The sequence below is a fragment of the Maridesulfovibrio frigidus DSM 17176 genome (assembly GCF_000711735.1).
GTDB lineage: Bacteria > Desulfobacterota > Desulfovibrionia > Desulfovibrionales > Desulfovibrionaceae > Maridesulfovibrio > Maridesulfovibrio frigidus.
On sequence record NZ_JONL01000006.1, the window covers coordinates 236,966 to 253,669 of the forward strand.

General features: G+C 42.4%; 17 protein-coding genes. 6 read left to right on the plus strand and 11 right to left on the minus strand.

What is annotated here, in order from left to right; all coding sequences use genetic code 11:
* Nucleotide 1: 1 nt before the first annotated feature.
* The 7 genes from BR06_RS0113165 to BR06_RS0113195 form a co-directional block, all read right to left on the minus strand.
* Nucleotides 2-589 (minus strand): 4Fe-4S dicluster domain-containing protein, encoded by a 588-nt coding sequence (locus BR06_RS0113165; RefSeq protein WP_031483801.1) that lies wholly within the window; start codon nucleotides 587-589, stop codon nucleotides 2-4.
* A gap of 16 nt (nucleotides 590-605) precedes the next feature.
* Nucleotides 606-1,577 (minus strand): NADH-quinone oxidoreductase subunit NuoH, encoded by a 972-nt coding sequence (nuoH, locus tag BR06_RS0113170; RefSeq protein WP_031483803.1) that lies wholly within the window; start codon nucleotides 1,575-1,577, stop codon nucleotides 606-608.
* A 17-nt stretch (nucleotides 1,578-1,594) separates the two neighbouring features.
* Nucleotides 1,595-2,746 (minus strand): NADH-quinone oxidoreductase subunit D, encoded by a 1,152-nt coding sequence (locus BR06_RS0113175; RefSeq protein ID WP_031483805.1) that lies wholly within the window; start codon nucleotides 2,744-2,746, stop codon nucleotides 1,595-1,597.
* Between the two features lie 11 nt (nucleotides 2,747-2,757).
* The gene (locus BR06_RS0113180; protein ID WP_031483807.1) at nucleotides 2,758-3,288 is read right to left on the minus strand and encodes an NADH-quinone oxidoreductase subunit C; all 531 of its coding nucleotides are present in this window, start codon (nucleotides 3,286-3,288) and stop codon (nucleotides 2,758-2,760) included.
* Nucleotides 3,288-3,824, minus strand: a complete 537-nt coding sequence (locus tag BR06_RS0113185; protein ID WP_031483809.1) for an NADH-quinone oxidoreductase subunit B — start codon at nucleotides 3,822-3,824, stop codon at nucleotides 3,288-3,290. Before BR06_RS0113185 ends, BR06_RS0113180 begins: the two co-directional genes overlap by 1 nt.
* Nucleotides 3,803-4,180, minus strand: coding sequence for an NADH-quinone oxidoreductase subunit A (locus BR06_RS0113190; RefSeq protein WP_031483811.1), 378 nt, complete (start codon nucleotides 4,178-4,180; stop codon nucleotides 3,803-3,805). The genes BR06_RS0113185 and BR06_RS0113190 overlap by 22 nt, the downstream gene beginning before the upstream one ends.
* A gap of 611 nt (nucleotides 4,181-4,791) precedes the next feature.
* Nucleotides 4,792-6,120 carry a two-component system response regulator gene (locus tag BR06_RS0113195; protein ID WP_031483812.1) on the minus strand — a complete coding sequence of 443 codons (1,329 nt, stop codon included), beginning with the start codon at nucleotides 6,118-6,120 and terminating at the stop codon, nucleotides 4,792-4,794.
* A gap of 148 nt (nucleotides 6,121-6,268) precedes the next feature.
* Here BR06_RS0113195 and BR06_RS0113200 point away from each other — a divergent pair, with 148 nt between their 5' ends.
* Nucleotides 6,269-7,216 (plus strand): UDP-glucuronic acid decarboxylase family protein, encoded by a 948-nt coding sequence (locus tag BR06_RS0113200; protein ID WP_031483814.1) that lies wholly within the window; start codon nucleotides 6,269-6,271, stop codon nucleotides 7,214-7,216.
* Between the two features lie 141 nt (nucleotides 7,217-7,357).
* Here BR06_RS0113200 and moaC read toward each other — a convergent pair whose 3' ends face one another.
* The 4 genes from moaC to BR06_RS0113220 are packed head-to-tail and all read right to left on the minus strand — an operon-like array spanning nucleotide 7,358 to nucleotide 10,525.
* Nucleotides 7,358-7,834, minus strand: coding sequence for a cyclic pyranopterin monophosphate synthase MoaC (gene moaC, locus BR06_RS0113205; RefSeq protein ID WP_031483816.1), 477 nt, complete (start codon nucleotides 7,832-7,834; stop codon nucleotides 7,358-7,360).
* Nucleotides 7,835-7,836: 2 nt separating this feature from the next.
* Nucleotides 7,837-8,946 carry a molecular chaperone DnaJ gene (gene dnaJ / locus BR06_RS0113210; RefSeq protein ID WP_031483818.1) on the minus strand — a complete coding sequence of 370 codons (1,110 nt, stop codon included), beginning with the start codon at nucleotides 8,944-8,946 and terminating at the stop codon, nucleotides 7,837-7,839.
* Nucleotides 8,947-8,948: 2 nt separating this feature from the next.
* Complete coding sequence (rpoZ, locus tag BR06_RS0113215) at nucleotides 8,949-9,170, minus strand: DNA-directed RNA polymerase subunit omega (protein ID WP_031483820.1); 222 nt, start codon at nucleotides 9,168-9,170, stop codon at nucleotides 8,949-8,951.
* 47 nt (nucleotides 9,171-9,217) lie between these two features.
* Nucleotides 9,218-10,525, minus strand: coding sequence for a DUF4340 domain-containing protein (locus BR06_RS0113220; protein WP_031483822.1), 1,308 nt, complete (start codon nucleotides 10,523-10,525; stop codon nucleotides 9,218-9,220).
* Nucleotides 10,526-10,741: 216 nt separating this feature from the next.
* Between BR06_RS0113220 and BR06_RS0113225 the strand changes: the two genes are divergently transcribed.
* The 5 genes from BR06_RS0113225 (at nucleotide 10,742) to flhA (ending at nucleotide 16,692) form a co-directional block, all read left to right on the plus strand.
* Entirely contained in the window at nucleotides 10,742-11,491 is a 750-nt protein-coding gene (locus tag BR06_RS0113225) for a tRNA lysidine(34) synthetase (protein WP_031483824.1), read from the plus strand.
* 72 nt (nucleotides 11,492-11,563) lie between these two features.
* The gene (locus BR06_RS0113230; protein ID WP_031483826.1) at nucleotides 11,564-12,469 is read left to right on the plus strand and encodes a M23 family metallopeptidase; all 906 of its coding nucleotides are present in this window, start codon (nucleotides 11,564-11,566) and stop codon (nucleotides 12,467-12,469) included.
* 188 nt (nucleotides 12,470-12,657) lie between these two features.
* A complete protein-coding gene (gene fliR / locus BR06_RS0113235; protein ID WP_031483828.1) occupies nucleotides 12,658-13,461 on the plus strand; it encodes a flagellar biosynthetic protein FliR in 804 nt (267 codons plus the stop codon).
* A gap of 7 nt (nucleotides 13,462-13,468) precedes the next feature.
* Complete coding sequence (flhB, locus tag BR06_RS0113240) at nucleotides 13,469-14,530, plus strand: flagellar biosynthesis protein FlhB (protein ID WP_031483831.1); 1,062 nt, start codon at nucleotides 13,469-13,471, stop codon at nucleotides 14,528-14,530.
* A 68-nt stretch (nucleotides 14,531-14,598) separates the two neighbouring features.
* Nucleotides 14,599-16,692, plus strand: a complete 2,094-nt coding sequence (flhA, locus tag BR06_RS0113245; RefSeq protein WP_031483833.1) for a flagellar biosynthesis protein FlhA — start codon at nucleotides 14,599-14,601, stop codon at nucleotides 16,690-16,692.
* Nucleotides 16,693-16,704: the final 12 nt, after the last annotated feature.

Sequence of the window (16,704 nt, forward strand, 5' to 3'; positions counted from 1 at the left end):
ATCAGCCTTCCTTCGTTGAGTTTTCAGGTTCTTGGGGAGCCGATTCTGCATTACTTTGTTCCTGCCTCTGACCTTTCTTCTCAAGTCTGAATAATAAATCCATATTGAAAGCATTACGGTCAGTTGAAGCAAAATACACATTATCGGAAAATCTTATCGCGCCAACAGCGCAGTTTTCAACGCAAGATCCGCAAAGAGAACAAAGCGAGAAGTCATACATAAACTTAACAGGTTCCTTAGGAGCCTTCGGTTTAACGACTTTTTCACCGCGTTCTTTAGCCTCATCCATAGCCTGAAGCTCAGCTTCAGTAGGCTTGGGAGCTTTTGCCTTAGTGATGGAAATACATCCACTTGGACAAGCAGACACACACATCATACATGATATACATTTAGGAGATGCGAGTGCTTTCGGTTTCCCTACAAGTTCAAGCGGCCCCCTAAATCCTTCAAGCTGGGAAGCGCTGACAGTCTCTCGCGGATAGTGCAGAGTTACCTGCTTATCCATGAAATTCTTACCCGTAATTTTGAGGCCTACAACGAGGCTCCAAAGTCCGGATACGTTTTCCCATATTTTTTTTATTGCGGTCATTATATCACCACCTGATTCAAGAAAGCTTGGTTACAAAGGCAGTTATCAGCAAGTTCAAAAGAGCAAGAGGCATGAGCCACTTCCAATTAAGATTCAAAAGCTGATCAAAACGAACTCTCGGGAAAGTCCAGCGCAGCCAGATCATTACAAGCAAAAGAACATATACTTTTGCGAGGAACCACCAGGCTCCGTCAAAGAACGGCCCGTTCCAGCCACCTAAGAAAAGAGCAACAGCAACTGAACAGACAACAATCATGTTGGCATATTCAGCAAGAAAGAACATACCGAATCCCATTCCTGAGTACTCAGTATGGAAACCAGCTGTAAGTTCACTTTCAGCCTCAGCAAGGTCAAAAGGAGCGCGGTTCGTTTCACCAAGAGCACTTACAAAAAAGATAATAAATGCTAAAGGCTGAACCATGAAGTTCCACTGCCAAGGCCAGCTGCCCTGTCCCGCCACAACCTCTGAAAGGTTCAGCGAACCTGTCTGGAATGCAATTGCAAGCACCGACAACAACAAGGGAATTTCATAAGCGACAGACTGAGATACAGCTCTGGCCGCCCCCAAAATACCATATTTGTTATTGGATCCCCATCCCGCAAGACAGGTAGCAAGAACATTAAGACCGGAAAAAGCCAGAATCAGTAATAGTCCCAGATTCAGGTTCATTCCAGTTAGTTTCGGTCCAAAAGGTAAAGGCAAAAAGAGCAAGAGTACGGGCATGAATGACAGAATCGGCGCAAGCCAAAATAGGAATCCATCCGCATTTTTAGGAGTGAAAAGCTGCTTACCGATCAATTTTACAGCATCTGCTAGAGGCTGCAAAAGACCGTGCGGACCAACTTCAAAAGGTCCGGGCCTACGTTGGATATGCCCTGCCACCTTACGTTCAAGGTAAACCAGAACAAGTCCGTTAAGCCCTACGAATGCAGCAACAGCCACAAGGGCAATAAGTATTTTAACCAGTTCAACGGGTATTTGAGACATATCGATATTTCCTCGCTCTACCTGTCGATTTCAGGGATTACCATGTCTAGGCTGCCGAGAATGGCAACGGCATCAGCCAACATCGTCCCTTTCGAACATTCAGCGAAAACATTAAGATTTGAAAATCCTGGAGCGCGAAGCTTAACTCTGTAAGGAGTCTTGCTGCCATCACTCACAATATGAATTCCAACCTTCCCGCGAGCACCTTCAGACGCAAAATAAGCTTCACCAGCTGGAGCTTTCCAAGCAGGCTTAGGCCTCTTTTTAATCATAAAGTCGCCGTCAGGGATCATAGCTACAGCCTGCTCAACAATGCGCAGACTCTGCTCGATTTCATCCATACGGACCATATATCTAGCCATTGCATCAGCTTCTTTATAAACAGGGACGTCCCAGTCAAACTTATCGTAAACAGAGTATGGCTCTATAGTACGAGTATCGTGCTTGACCCCGGCTCCACGAATGAGTGGCCCGGTTGCACCGTAGCGCAGACACATATCCTTATCCATGTAACCGACATCTTCGATTCTCTTACGGAGAATCACATTCTCAGTTACCAGGTCTTTATAGAGAGGTAGACGACTGCGCAGGTAAGGTACAAGTTCTGCACAATCTTTTAGAAATCCGTCATCAAGGTCATTCATAACTCCGCCGATGCGGAAAGAACTATACGTGAGCCTTGAACCAGTTGGTTTCTGCATTAGATCCAGAATTCGTTCACGGTCATCGAAAGCATACATGATTGGAGTAAAAGCTCCGAGATCAAGTAGATAAGCTCCCCACCACAACAAATGTGAAGATATTCTGTTTAATTCAGATGTTATAACTCTGATATATTCAGCTCGCTCTGGAACTTCGATCTCGGCCAGTTTTTCAACGGCTCCGACCCACGCATGGTTCCAAGCAAGCGGATGTAGATAATCAACTCTGCCCATGTTGGGCATGAACTGAACCCATGATTTAAACTCTGCCATTTTCTCATGCATACGATGCAGATAGCCGAGTACAGGTTCAGCGCGGACAATATATTCACCATCAAGTTCGAGAATCACCCGCAGTACACCGTGGGTGGAAGGATGCTGAGGACCCATGTTCAAAATCATGGTGTTCTCTTTAGCCCCTTTCTCGAAGTGGTTGGTATAAAAATCGCCTTCAGGAAATGCATTCATGTCGGTGCTTCCTATTTCGGTTCTTTAAGGTCGGCCTGAGCCTCACCAAACGGTGTAAAGCCGTCAGTAGTAAATACAGATTCCCCAAAATCAATCAGATCGCGCAATGATTTGCGAGACTTCTCAGTCTTAAGCAAAACACCCTGCGGAGTCTCAGGATCAAGTAACAAGGGAATTAAATTAGGATGACCGCTGAATTTTATTGCATGAAAATCAGTACACTCACGCTCATGCCAGTCTGCCCCCTGATAAATATCAGAGATAGTCGGAACCACTGGTTCAGCATGTGTTACCATAACCCGATGAGCCACCCGCTCAGAGGATTCAAATCGTGCATAATGATAAGTGATCAAGAAACCTTCAACAACATCTACGGCGTCAATATCTTCGAGATAATATTCCTTTCTGAGCATTTCTTTAGCTGCTGCAGGAATATCATCTGGAGATAAAAACACATTAAAATTAAGGCCTGTTTTATCAAATGAACACTTGGAAACCATCAAAGGAGTAACGGAATCGAGCAATTTTTTTTTCGCTGCCATTAGAATTTCTCCTTTTGAAGAGCTTCAGGAACAGGCCACCAACGCTTACCAGACACCTTCTGCTGAATCTCGAATAACCCCTCGAGTAAAGCTTCAGGGCGTGGCGGACAGCCCGGCACAAAAACATCAACCGGAATCAGCTTATCGACACCTTCAATGATGCCGTACTGATCCTTAAATTTAAAAGGACCACCCGAAATTGCGCAATTACCAAGAGCCATGACCCACTTAGGAGCAGGCATCTGTTCATACAATCTCACAACTGCCGGAGCCATTTTTTTTGTTACAGTACCTGCAACAATCATTAAATCTGCCTGTCTGGCTGATGGGCGAAAAACCTCAGCTCCATAACGAGCCATATCAAACCGAGCCATACCGCAAGCCATCATTTCGATAGCACAGCAAGCCAGTCCGAAGGTCATAGGCCAAAGGGACATGGATCTACATATATCCATTGCATCCTCTGCAAGTTGAAGATGCACAAGGCCCTCTTCAATATGATGCCCACCCGTAGTTAGGATATTTTCCTCGGCCATGTGAATACCCCTTTTCTCCAGAAGTAGATGATTGCAAGAGCCAAAACGCCCATAAAAATTGCCACTTTATAAAAAGCCACCATTCCGTCTGCCTGCGGATACCAAACAGCTACCGGGAAAAGATAAAGAACATCTACGTCGAATGCTAAAAAAAGCAGTGCGTAAACATAATAACTGATCCCGAACTGGTTCCATGCTCGCCCATGGGGTTTCATTCCACACTCGTAAGACATTCCTATGTCACCACCTTTCGCACGCGGAGCAATGATCCAAGATAGGATCAATGGCCCTCCCGCAAAAAGCAGTCCACCAAGCATGAAAAGAAAAATGGCTAACTGAAGCCAGGTAAATACCATTTTTCAACCTCGCTCATTTTTTTGAAATTAGTAACACGCATCACACAACTAAAACCATAAAAATAACGTGTCTTAAAGCTGAAAAAACTAATAAACCCAATAAAAACAAGCCTAATTGGATAAATTCACTAAAGTTTATCTCACCGGAGCATCATAGTGTCAAGGTGTTATAACTGCCATCCCTTTTGAGAAATATGCTAATAATGAGCATTGCATAAATAGATAAAATTTAAAACTAATTAAATCAGACGCTTAAAATGACACCAAAAAATAATTAATGACATTTTAAAAAAACATCTTTTTTGAGATCGTTTTTACGTGTCAACATAATTCATCTTACTTACAAAGTGACACAAATCATTTGCAATACATTTATACTTGTATGTACTTACACTAATAATTAATCTCACACTTAATTATTTTAAGAGAATCACAACACAATAAGGTTATAATTATAATATCAAACCAACACACGGATAATATGTCGTATATCAATTTGACACATCATTAAAATCTATAGATCCCATAACAAAAAAGCCCCTACAATAAGCTGCAGGGGCTTTTTAACAAGCTATCTTAAAAACATATAGATTGGATCAACTTTTACATCATTAATCCTGAGAAGTTAATCCATTATAAAAACAGAAGCGACTACTGGATCCATCTTTAACCTTATACATAGCAGAATCTGCACACTGAACTAAGTCCTTTGCTAGATTTGCATCATCGGGAAAAACACTTATTCCAATTGATGCGCCCACCTTGCAGACAATATCATCAATCTTAAAAGGATCTAGCAAACAGGCTGTAAAATCTTCGGCAACTCTTTGAATATCAGCCTTATCAGTAGGACGCTCTAGAAGAACACAAAATTCATCGCCACCAAGACGAGCAAGAGTATCAGAAGAACGGAGCCTAGACTTCAACCGATTGGCAACTTTTAAAAGCAATGCATCACCGGCGTGATGCCCAAATTGATCATTGACTGATTTAAAATTATCTAAATCAATAAAAAGAAGTGCAAGTTTCTCATCATAGCGACGAGCACGGGCTAAAGAACTTTCTAACCTATCAAAGAAAAGATATCTGTTTGGAACACCTGTTAACTCATCCAGAGTTGCTTTTTCCTGAAGATCAAGTTCGCACATTTTGCGCTGAGTGACATCTTCAACAACACCTTCTATGAAAAATTCCCCATCTTCCTCAAATAGTCTTGAACTTTCTGAAACCCAGACTATAGATCCGTCTTTTCTTTTCACACGCATCTCAAAGTCATTCAAATATTTATCCCGCTTCAACGCTTCGAGATACAAAGGCCTATCTTTCAGATCAACAATATTTGAGCTTGAAATATTATGACTAAGAACATCCTCAGGAGAGTCGAAACCGAGAATACGAGCGAAAGCTGGATTAATTTCTAAAAATTCACCGTCAATAGTTGATCTAAAAATACCTTCCACCGCACGGACAAAAATATTTCGATACTTCTCTTCAGCTATGCGCAAAGCCTTCTCAGTTTTAATACGCTGAGCAATTTCACGCTCTAATAAGTCCTTTTGCCTTTTCAGCTCAAGAAACACCCCGACCTTACTCCGAAGTATAGGCGGATCAATCGGCTGAGTCAGAAAATCAACAGCTCCTGCTTCATAACCCATGCGAGCATAGGCAGGATCTTTGTATATTGCCGTCAGAAAAATTATTGGAACCAATTTGCAGGCTGGAATACATTTAATAGCTTTAGCAGTTTCATAGCCATCCATACCCGGCATTTGCACATCCAAAAGAATGAGAGCAAAATCATTATTTTCGCAAAGAACCACAGTATCTTCACCATTTTCCGCTTTGAAGATTTCAGCTCCTTCATTGCGTAATAGTCTATCATACAGCATTAGATTTACGACATTATCATCTACGATAAGTATTTTGAGTGGATTGTGCATAGCAGTCGCTTAATACATTTTTTAAAAAGATAAAACCCCAGAGCAATTATTTTTGTAATTTAAGATTCTTTTTTTGTTGCTTGTTTTATCAGAACTTTCCAAGTATTTAATTTGATAATAATATTTTGGACTATTTCCCGGAGAAAAAATGAGTAGAATGCAGCACTATACAGTTACTGGCGGAGCCGGATTTTTAGGTTCCAGGCTTTGCGAAAAATTACTGGAACAAGGACATGAAGTTTTATGTGTTGATAATTTTTACACGGGCCAAAAATCAAACATAGTACAAATGCTGGACAGCCCATATTTTGAAATGATGCGGCATGATGTAACTTTCCCGCTATACTTGGAAACAGACAATATATTCAACCTCGCCTGCCCCGCTTCTCCAATTCACTATCAGTTTGACCCTGTGCAAACGACAAAGACATCGGTTCACGGCGCAATTAACATGCTGGGACTAGCAAAAAGAGTTAAAGCTAAAATATTTCAAGCATCCACATCAGAAGTTTACGGCGACCCAACATGCAACCCGCAGCGCGAAGACTACTGGGGAAATGTAAACCCCATTGGACCCAGAGCTTGCTACGATGAAGGTAAACGATGTGCAGAAACGCTATTCTTCGACTACCACAGACAACATAATCTGCGAATAAAAGTTGCCAGAATATTCAATACATACGGCCCACGCATGGCAGTTAATGATGGACGAGTTGTATCCAACTTCATTGTTCAAGCACTGCAAAACCAGCCGATAACTCTTTACGGTGATGGATCACAAACCAGATCATTCTGCTACATTGATGATCTAATCGACGCATTCATAAAAATAATGAACACCGACGATTCCTTCACAGGCCCCGTAAATCTCGGAAACCCTCGTGAATTCACAATTCGTCAGCTCGCTGAAATGATTATAGAGATGACAGGTTCTTCATCAAAAATCGAATTCAAACCGCTCCCAGAAAACGACCCCTGCCAGAGGAGGCCGGATATAACACTGGCACAAGAAACAATAGATTGGACTCCCTCGACTCCTCTGGAAGAAGGTCTAAAACCAACAATAGAATATTTCGAAAACGTCCTTCATAAATAATCACATCCTCCCCCCGATAGGTTTCCAAAGGGATTATCCCTTTGGTCCAGCCGAAGGCGAATCTCCTAATTTTTATCTTATAAAAAAAGCCCCGCTCTGAGTAGTCAGAGCGGGGCTTTTAAATTCTATATCTAGGTTAAGCTAGTCGGCTTGGAATATGCCGGACTTGCCACCTTCTTTGTACACCAACCTGCAATCGGTAATGACAATGTCTTTCTGAACAGCTTTACACATATCATATATGGTAGCAGCAGCAATTTGCACTGCGATAATCGCTTCCATTTCGATTCCGGTTTTACCGGTAGTGCGCACTTCAGATTCAATTTCGATGAGAGTGTTCTCTGCGTCGATATTGAAACGAACATCAACATAACTGATAGCAAGAGGATGACATAATGGGATCAGTCTGTGAGTTTCCTTAGCTCCCATTATTCCGGCAATCTTAGCTGTATTTAAAACATCTCCTTTTGGAAGAGCCTTTTTTTGCAGCAGTTCAAATGTTTCCATATTGAGAAGAACTTTTCCTTTAGCAATCGCTTTACGAAAAGTATCTTTTTTAGGAGAAACGTCTACCATTACGGCATTGCCATCTGTATCTAAGTGGGAGAATTCACTCATTTCTAGTCACCCATCACTTTATTTTTAGCTTTTTTAAAAAGCTTTTTTACTTTTTTCATAGGCTTGTCTTCCTCGAGAGCCGCAAACTGCTCAAGAAGTTCTTCCTGCTTACGACTAATATTCGTAGGAGTTTTAACTTTAACCTCAATAAGAAGATTTCCATTATGGGAACTTCCTAAGTAAGGCAAACCTAACCCTCTAAGCTGGAAAACCTCTCCGCTCTGCGTCCCTTTAGGGATATCCATATCGACAGGTTCATCAAGAGTCTGAACACTCATTTTGTAACCAAGCGCTGCTTGCACAAAAGAGATCTCAGTGCTCAGGACCAAGTCCTGTCCCTGACGTCTGAAAACCTTATCCGGCTGAACGTTTATGACAACATAAAGATCGCCATGAGGCCCACCATTTAGACCAGCTTCCCCTTCACCGCGCAAACGCAGTCTCGAGCCGTTATCTACTCCTGCGGGGATACGTACATTAAGGTTTTTTTCCTTACGCACATAACCAGCACCGCGGCATTCAGAACAAGGATTCGTAATAACCTGTCCACGCCCATTACAAGAAGGACATGGTACTGAAATACGGAAAAAGCCCTGATTCTGTTCAACGGCCCCTCTACCACCACACTGAGAACAAGTCTCAGGAGATGTTCCGGGAGCAGATCCACTTCCATCACATTCTTCGCATGGTTCGGTAACAGGAAGAGTTAGTTCAACCTCAGTTCCCTTAGCCGCATCACGAAATGAAACGGTAAGATTGTACCTGAGATCAGAACCGGCCTGCATACGTTGCCCGCCACGTCCCTGACTAAATCCAAATATATCCCCGAAAATATCTCCGAAAGCTCCGAAAATATCCTCAGAAGACTGAAATCCACCACCGCCGCCATTCATTCCTTCATGTCCAAAACGATCGTAACGAGTACGCTTTTCAGAGTCACGAAGGACTTCATATGCTTCAGCAGCTTCTTTAAACTTTGATTCAGCCTCATCGTCTCCAGGATTGCGGTCAGGATGGTACTCAAAAGCCAATTTTCTGTAGGCTCTTTTTATTTCACCATCCTGAGACTCAACGGAAACACCGAGAATTTCATAATAATCGCGTTTTGACATTCTTATTCACTATCCGGGTTTGCTCCAGAAAAAGTATGGTAATCTTCTGGGATTACTTTCTTAGCAGCAATTTCCCTCAAAGCTGTTACAATTTCTTTATTCTTGGATTCTACAAGAGGAGGGTATCCTTCACGATACTGCTTAACTCTTTTAATGGCCATCTGGACAATCAGGAATCTATTACCGACTTCAGCCAGACAATCTTCAATTGTGATCCTTGCCATATAATCTCCAAACAATGGTTTTGCCGAAAGAGAAAACCTCTTTACAGCTATTTTCTGAGAGGAATCTGACCTTGCAAGTCTTCAAGCAGCTTACTGGAAACTTGGTAGTAACCACTGCCATCAGCAAGAGAAAGCCAGCATCGCCCGGAAGAAAGCTCAGGATCGGAAAAGAATAACACTTTTACGACCCTAATACCGTCCGCACTCATAAGCTCAAGCTCCATTACCTTTTCAGCTGAACTTGAAAGCTCACCGATGGGTTCCGCTTCGAATTGTAATTCATTAAGTCGCCACAAGGACATGTCAATACCCAAGAGCGGTTTTTTATCCTCAAAACCTTCCCAGCTTTTATCAGATTTAACACCGATAAAACTCTGATCTCCTTGCAAAACACGCATAGAACCGACCTTCCCTGTTTCAAGAGAAAGAACAGATCTTTTCCGCATTCCAAAAGCAGACTTATCCAGCTGGTCTACATGTTCTTTACTGAGAACAAAAAAGCCATTTTGACTAGTGGAGTTGGCTAAATAATAATTATCGTCGCCTTCCATTTCAAAAACTTCGACCTTTCCAACATTCTTATCTTTATAAATAACCTCTACATTAAATAAAGGACTCCCGAGACTTTCAGAATCAGGAGCAAGCCCTTTTGCAGGAGTTTTAATCAAAGAATGCAGAAACAAATCTATTTCTCCAGCACTAGTTTCAGCTCCAGCTAAATCAGGAGGAAACGTAAAAGCGAAATTTTCTTTAGACCGTACAAGGATCCATGCCAAATTAACGCCAGCGGCAATCGAAACAGAAGAAATTTTATCAGGACTACCTGAGAGCAAATGTAGATTATAATAATAGTCTGCAGGATAGTCGCATTGCCGAGCAAAATCTTTATTAAGGATAAAGACATCACCTTCGCTCAGAGAGTTCAGAGCAAAAACGCCTTCTCCTGAAGGAACTTCATCACCTACAGCAATGCTTAATGACTGCCCTCCGCCCGTTGCAATACGCAGTTGCGGAGCCTGTAAACCGTAATGACCTTCAACCTCATCGCTAGCCCGCCCGATATATCGGAGCGCTTTACTTTGAGCCAAAACATCCAACAAAATTGAGGTTTTTTCTGGATCAGCAAACGGAGCTCGCGCCCACCCTTTCTGAACAACATCCCAACCGTCTGATTTACGTATAAGAGAAAAGCAATCTTCCCCCTCTCTGCAAACATCAACCCTGTCAATCTGATCAGATTGAACAACAGGCCAAACAGGCTCGGAAAGTAACACCTGCATATCAGGCGAACTTAAAAAAAAGGCTCCGCAAATAATGGAGACCAGAGCCAAAAATATTAAGAACCTTTTCAACACAGATAACACCTTGGGAGTAATATCGACTCATAGAGATTTCATCACAGGAGCAATTTGCTAAAATAAACGAATTAAGCTTGCATGTCAATTTATTTTAAGGCAAAGTGCGGCTTCTTTATTGAGGCATAGTTAAAGAGATAAAGACAGTTAACATTAGATCATAAAAAAAATCAATTTTTCCATATAAAATACATAAAATAAAGTCGGAGTCTGCGAATGCCAAAATGGGGAAAACTGAGTTATGCTCAAAAAAAGACAGTTGCTACCATCGGTATGCTTATGCAGAAAACCGAAATGGCTAAAGACGGAGCTCGCATAGGAGTTGCCGTTTCAGGGGGCGTAGACAGCTTCACACTCATCAGAGCTCTCTTGATCAGACAAGCGATTATACCTATAAATATAGAATTGATGGTTCTTCATGTGAATCCAGGATTTGAACCTGAAAGCCACAAACCTCTCACTGAATGGTGTATTAAAAACGGACTATCCTCACATATCGAACTGACTGACTACGGCCCGCGAGCACACAGCCCTGAAAACAAGAGTAAATCCGCCTGCTTTTATTGCGCGAGACTTCGCCGCAAAAGACTTTTTGAGCTGTGCGATCAATATAATTTAAGCCACCTAGCCATTGGCCACACAGCAGACGACCTTGTAACGACCTTTCATATGAATATGACTCAAGCAGGTAGAATTCAAGGACTTTCCGCCAATGAATCATTCTTCAAAGGTAAACTTCACATGATCCGCCCAGCCCTGATGCTGGAGAAGAAATTCATTAAGGCTGCGGCAAAACAATGGAAACTTCCAATCTGGAAAAACAATTGCCCTTCCAATGATTCCACTAAACGGACCTACATTTATAACCAACTTGAAGCCGAATGGAAAAAGAATCCAGTCACGAGAAACAATACTTTCAATGCTTTAAGACGTTGGCAGCTTGACTTAAATATTAAAAACGCATAATAATTCTTCAAAATCATTGTGCCTTTTAATCAGAGCTAAATACAACCTCAAATAAATAGGCCGACGGAAACCATGCTATTCAAAAAATACCACATAGTTATATTTAAGAATCCATGCGACAATGCTCGTAAATTCCAGATCAGAGGTTGGCTATTTTTCTTTGCCTTCACACTGGTCGCAGGACTGGCTGGTGGCAACGTATTACTTTGGAAGTATTACGAAAATTATTCAGGTTTAGAAAAAAACCTCGCCCACTCAGAGAAGGCTGTTCAAGAGCAAAAGGCTCAACTACTGTCTCTTTCTCAAAAAATGCAAAACATTTCACAGGACTTGGACAGAGTTAGAAACTTTGATTCCAAACTCCGTGTAATGATAAATCTGGATCAAGGAAAAGTTCAAAACGTAGCCCCTAAAGGTGGGTCAACAGATCCTGACTTCTCAAAAAATTACCTTCCTCTCTATAGACAAGAGTTGCTTGTTCGCAAAATGCATGACTTTCTTGCACAGCTGAGCACCGAAGCAAAACTTGAAGAAGTTAGGCAGCAGGAAATTATCCATTCTATGCGTTCTAAGCAGGATGCTCTGGATTCCACCCCATCCATTTGGCCTCTTGAAGGCTGGGTGACATCGCCTTTCGGATGGAGAAGTTCTCCTTTTACAGGCAAACGTGAATACCATAAAGGAATTGATATTTCCTGCCCATCTGGAACGCCCATTTACGCACCGGCTCAGGGAACTATTTCATTTGCTGGAGTACAAGGTGGCTATGGTCGTATGATTAAGATGAGCCATGGAGCTAACCTTTCTACTAGATATGCTCACTTAAAACGCCCTACTGTTAAGAAGGGTCAAGTAGTTACACGCGGTGAGCTTATCGGCTACGCCGGTAACACAGGACGCTCAACAGGACCTCACCTTCATTATGAAGTGAGATTAGGCGGAGTTCCCGTAAGCCCTATGCGTTACATCCTGAATTAATTTCCAGTAATTAATTGCTAAATCTAAATGCCCGTAAGGAAATACTCCTAACGGGCATTTTTATTGGTTCACGCAACCTTTAAATATTTAGATAACACCCTGACACCCTTTGCCCTATTTCAATCTTGGTGATAATGTGATTTAAACAATGGGTCCTTTCTTGCATTGCCCATTAAAAAGAGAACAGCATGAATATTTTCAACTTCAATCCAAGCGATCTTATGAGCTTCTACCTTACCTTTTTTAGGGTAAGTATACTGCTGTTTATGCTACCTTTTTATGGAGCAAACTCAATCCCGAACCCGGTCAAAGCAGCTCTTTCCATTGTTTTGACAATTGCCATCTGGCCGCAGGTTTCATTTGATGGAGCTCTCATGCCGGCGAATGCCTACAACATCGCAATAATGATCCTCGGGGAATTAATTCTTGGACTAACTCTCGGGATCACTGTTCACGTAATTTTTTCTGCAATTCAAACGGGCGGCAACTTTATCGGTGTGCAAATGGGCTTGTCTATGGTCAACGTTCTAGACCCCATGACAGGGGTAAATGAAGCTGTTACAGCCCATTTTCTCTACATGTGTTCTATTCTGGTTTTCCTAAGCCTCAATGGGCATCTCTATTTGATATCCGGACTAGTCGACAGTTTTAAATACATCCCCCCGGGAGAAATATTTATAAACGCTACACTAGTGACTCAAATCATGACCATTTCGAAACAACTTTTTGTTCTGGCCGTAAAAGTAGCTTCACCGCTTATTGCGTCTATTTTTGTTGTCGACCTTGCGCTTGCATTGATCAGTAAAATGGCGCCGCAAATGAACGTGCTCATGCTCGGATTTCCCCTTAAGATTATGGTCGGATTCTTTTTCTTGAGTATGGTCTTCACAATTTTATCAATCTTTATCGCTGAATTCGTCCATGGACTTCCTGCATACTTGCTAAACGTCATTAAGGCAGCCAGCCCACTAGATCTGCCTCCGATTAACTAGGTGTCTTATGCAAGACGATCCAAGTAAAACCGAGAAAGCGACGCCCAAGCGGGTAAAGAAATCAAGAGGCGAAGGAAGTGTAGCTAAAAGTCAGGAAATGGGTAAAACCATGACTCTTCTGGCTGGAGTTCTAGGTCTAAGATATCTCATGGAATTTTACTATGAGCAATTTTATGAGATATTCCATTGGTTCCTAACCAAAGGACTGTTTTCCGAATTAAATCCAAACTCCGTTTATACTCTTTTCATCTGGTGTTCACAGAAGCTTGCTATAATACTGCTTCCTCTTTTTCTTTTTATTGCTTTTGTTGCTTACCTGACAGTCAGACTTCAAGTAGGCAGTCTATGGTCGACGAAAGTATTTGAACCCAAATTTGCAAAAATGTTCAACATTTTTGCTGGCATAAAAAAACTTTTCTTAGACGTTCAAACTCTAATCAGGTTAGCTAAAAGTCTCCTGCAAGCAGTTGTGGTTGGCATTGCACCATATATTGTAATTCAGCAAGAAATGCCTAATTTTCTTCCTCTTTTTCACTCAGATGCACACAGACTTGCAACTTATATGCTTGAAGTAGGATATAAAATGGCAACCTACGCAATGCTCCCTATGATGGTCATTGCCATAATTGATTTAGTGTATACTCGTTGGGATTATCAAGAAAATCTCAAGATGACCAAAGATGAAGTCAAAGACGAAAGAAAGCAGGCTGAGGGTGACCCTCAAGTTAAAATGCAGATGAAACAGAAAATGATGGCACTGGTTCAAAAACAAATGATGTCAGACATTCCGAATGCTGATGTTGTTATTACCAACCCGACCCACTACGCTATTGCCCTCAAATACGACGCCTTACAAGCTCCAGCCCCAATGATTTTAGCCAAAGGGATGAATCTAGTTGCTGAAAAAATTAAAGAAGTTGCTCGCGAAAACAACATCCCCATCCGCGAAAATAAACCTTTGGCACAGGCTTTGTATAAACAGGTTGAGATCGGTGACGTAATTCCGGAAGAATTGTACCAGGCTGTAGCCGCCATCCTCGCCAAACTTAACAGTTTCAAGCGCAGATAAAGGGCTCACAGGCTACTTCCGGAGCTAGAGTAGCCTCAATGTAAAGACCTGAAAGGGGTGTCAAAATCATGGCTGTATCAAAGTCAGTTAATATAAATTACGATAGATTTGCCAAACACGGCGATCTTCTTCTTGCAGCAGGCGTAGTAATAATACTATTCGTCATGCTTATTCCACTTCCCACCATGATAATTGACTTCATGCTCACAGTCAGCATTTCACTTGGATTGATTATTCTCATTACATCCATGTTTATGCAGTCACCTCTAGAATTTTCGATATTTCCATCCCTATTGCTGGTCACAACTCTTTTGCGACTAGCTCTTAACGTTGCGACCACCCGTGCGATTCTACTGCACGGAGACGAAGGGACATCGGCAGCTGGTAGCGTTATTCAGAGTTTCGGTGAATTTGTTGTCGGTGGTAACTACATCGTCGGTGTTGTTATCTTCCTCATCCTTTTCATTCTGAATAAGAAAGTAATCGTCGCGGGTACAACGCGTATTGCTGAAGTAGCTGCTAGATTTACTCTCGATGCTATGCCCGGTAAGCAGATGGCGATTGAAGCTGATCTTAACTCCGGCCTGATTGACGAACTGGAAGCCAAGGATCAAAGAACCCTGATCAGACGTGAGGCTGATTTCTACGGTGCTATGGATGGTGCCGGTAAGTTCGTACAGGGGGATGTTAACGCCAGTATGATGATTACTTTTGTAAACATCATCGGCGGAATTCTGATTGGTGTCCTTCAAAAAGGAATGCACTGGTCAGACGCAGCTCAGACCTACACACTACTAACCATCGGTGATGGTCTCGTTTCTACAATCCCTTCACTTATTATTTCAACAGCAGCAGGTATCATCGTTTCACGCGCAGCAGCAGAAGCTAAGATGGGTGAGGAATTCCTCGGTCAGCTTACCTACCACTCACGCGCTCTCAAACTGGTATCAGCAATACTCGTAATCTTCGGTATAGTACCGGGAATGCCTACAATACCATTCCTCTTCCTATCTGGACTTGTTTTCGCTCTCTCAACACTCGGACGTGATGAGGAAGCTGAAAAGGACGCTCTGGTTGCCAAGGAAAAGAAGGACAAGAACGCACCTCCATCTCTCGACAGTCCCGAAGAAGTGCAAGCCCTACTACCATTGGATCAGTTGGAACTCGAAGTCGGGTACGGACTCATCCCGCTGGTGGACGAAGAACAAAACGGAAACCTTCTTTCACGCATTCGCTCTATACGTCGCCAATTTGCTCTGGATATGGGTGTCATTGTTCCGTCACTGCACCTGCGTGATAATCTTCAGCTCAAGCCAGGTGAATACCGAGTACTCATTAAGGGTAACGTTATTACCTCATCTGAAATACTCATTGATCATCAGCTTGCAATGGATCCAGGCGATGCGAAACACAGAATCAAGGGTGTTGAAACAGTTGAACCGGCATTTAATCTACCGGCCATCTGGATTCCTGACAGCCAGAAAGAAGAGGCAATGCTTGCTGGATACACAGTTGTTGACCCATCAACAGTTATTGCAACACATCTTACTGAAGTGTTCCGCCGTAACCTTGGCGAATTCCTCGGAAGACAGGAAACTCAGGAACTTCTGGACAACCTCGCGAAACGCGCTCCTAAGGCAGTTGAAGATCTCGTTCCGAATGTGCTTCACCTTGGAATCGTGCAGAAAGTGCTTCAGAACCTTGTCAAAGAGAATGTCTCTATACGTGACATGCTGACAGTAGTAGAAGCTCTGGCTGACTACGGACCGTCGATTCAGGACCCTGTTCAGCTAACTGAATATGTCCGTTCTCACATGAGTAGAACAATTATTAAGCCTTATCTTGCAAGTGACGGAAGTTTACCAATATTGACCTTCGGTCCTAATATTGAAACAAAGCTTAACGAGTCCATTAGATCTTCTGAAAATGGTGGGTTCCTAGCACTTGACCCAGGGGCTGCTCAGCAGTTAATTCAATCCATTAGTGCCGCCGCTGATAATGTACTAAATACTGACGGTCAGCCGGTCGTATTATGTGCTCCCCAGATGCGAAGCCATTTAGCACAACTGATGGTACGGTTCTTGCCTACTATACCTATAATATCTCAGGCTGAGATTCCTGCTAGTATTCGAATCATGTCAGCCGGTGTTGTAGAGTTCTAAAAAGGGTTGGTA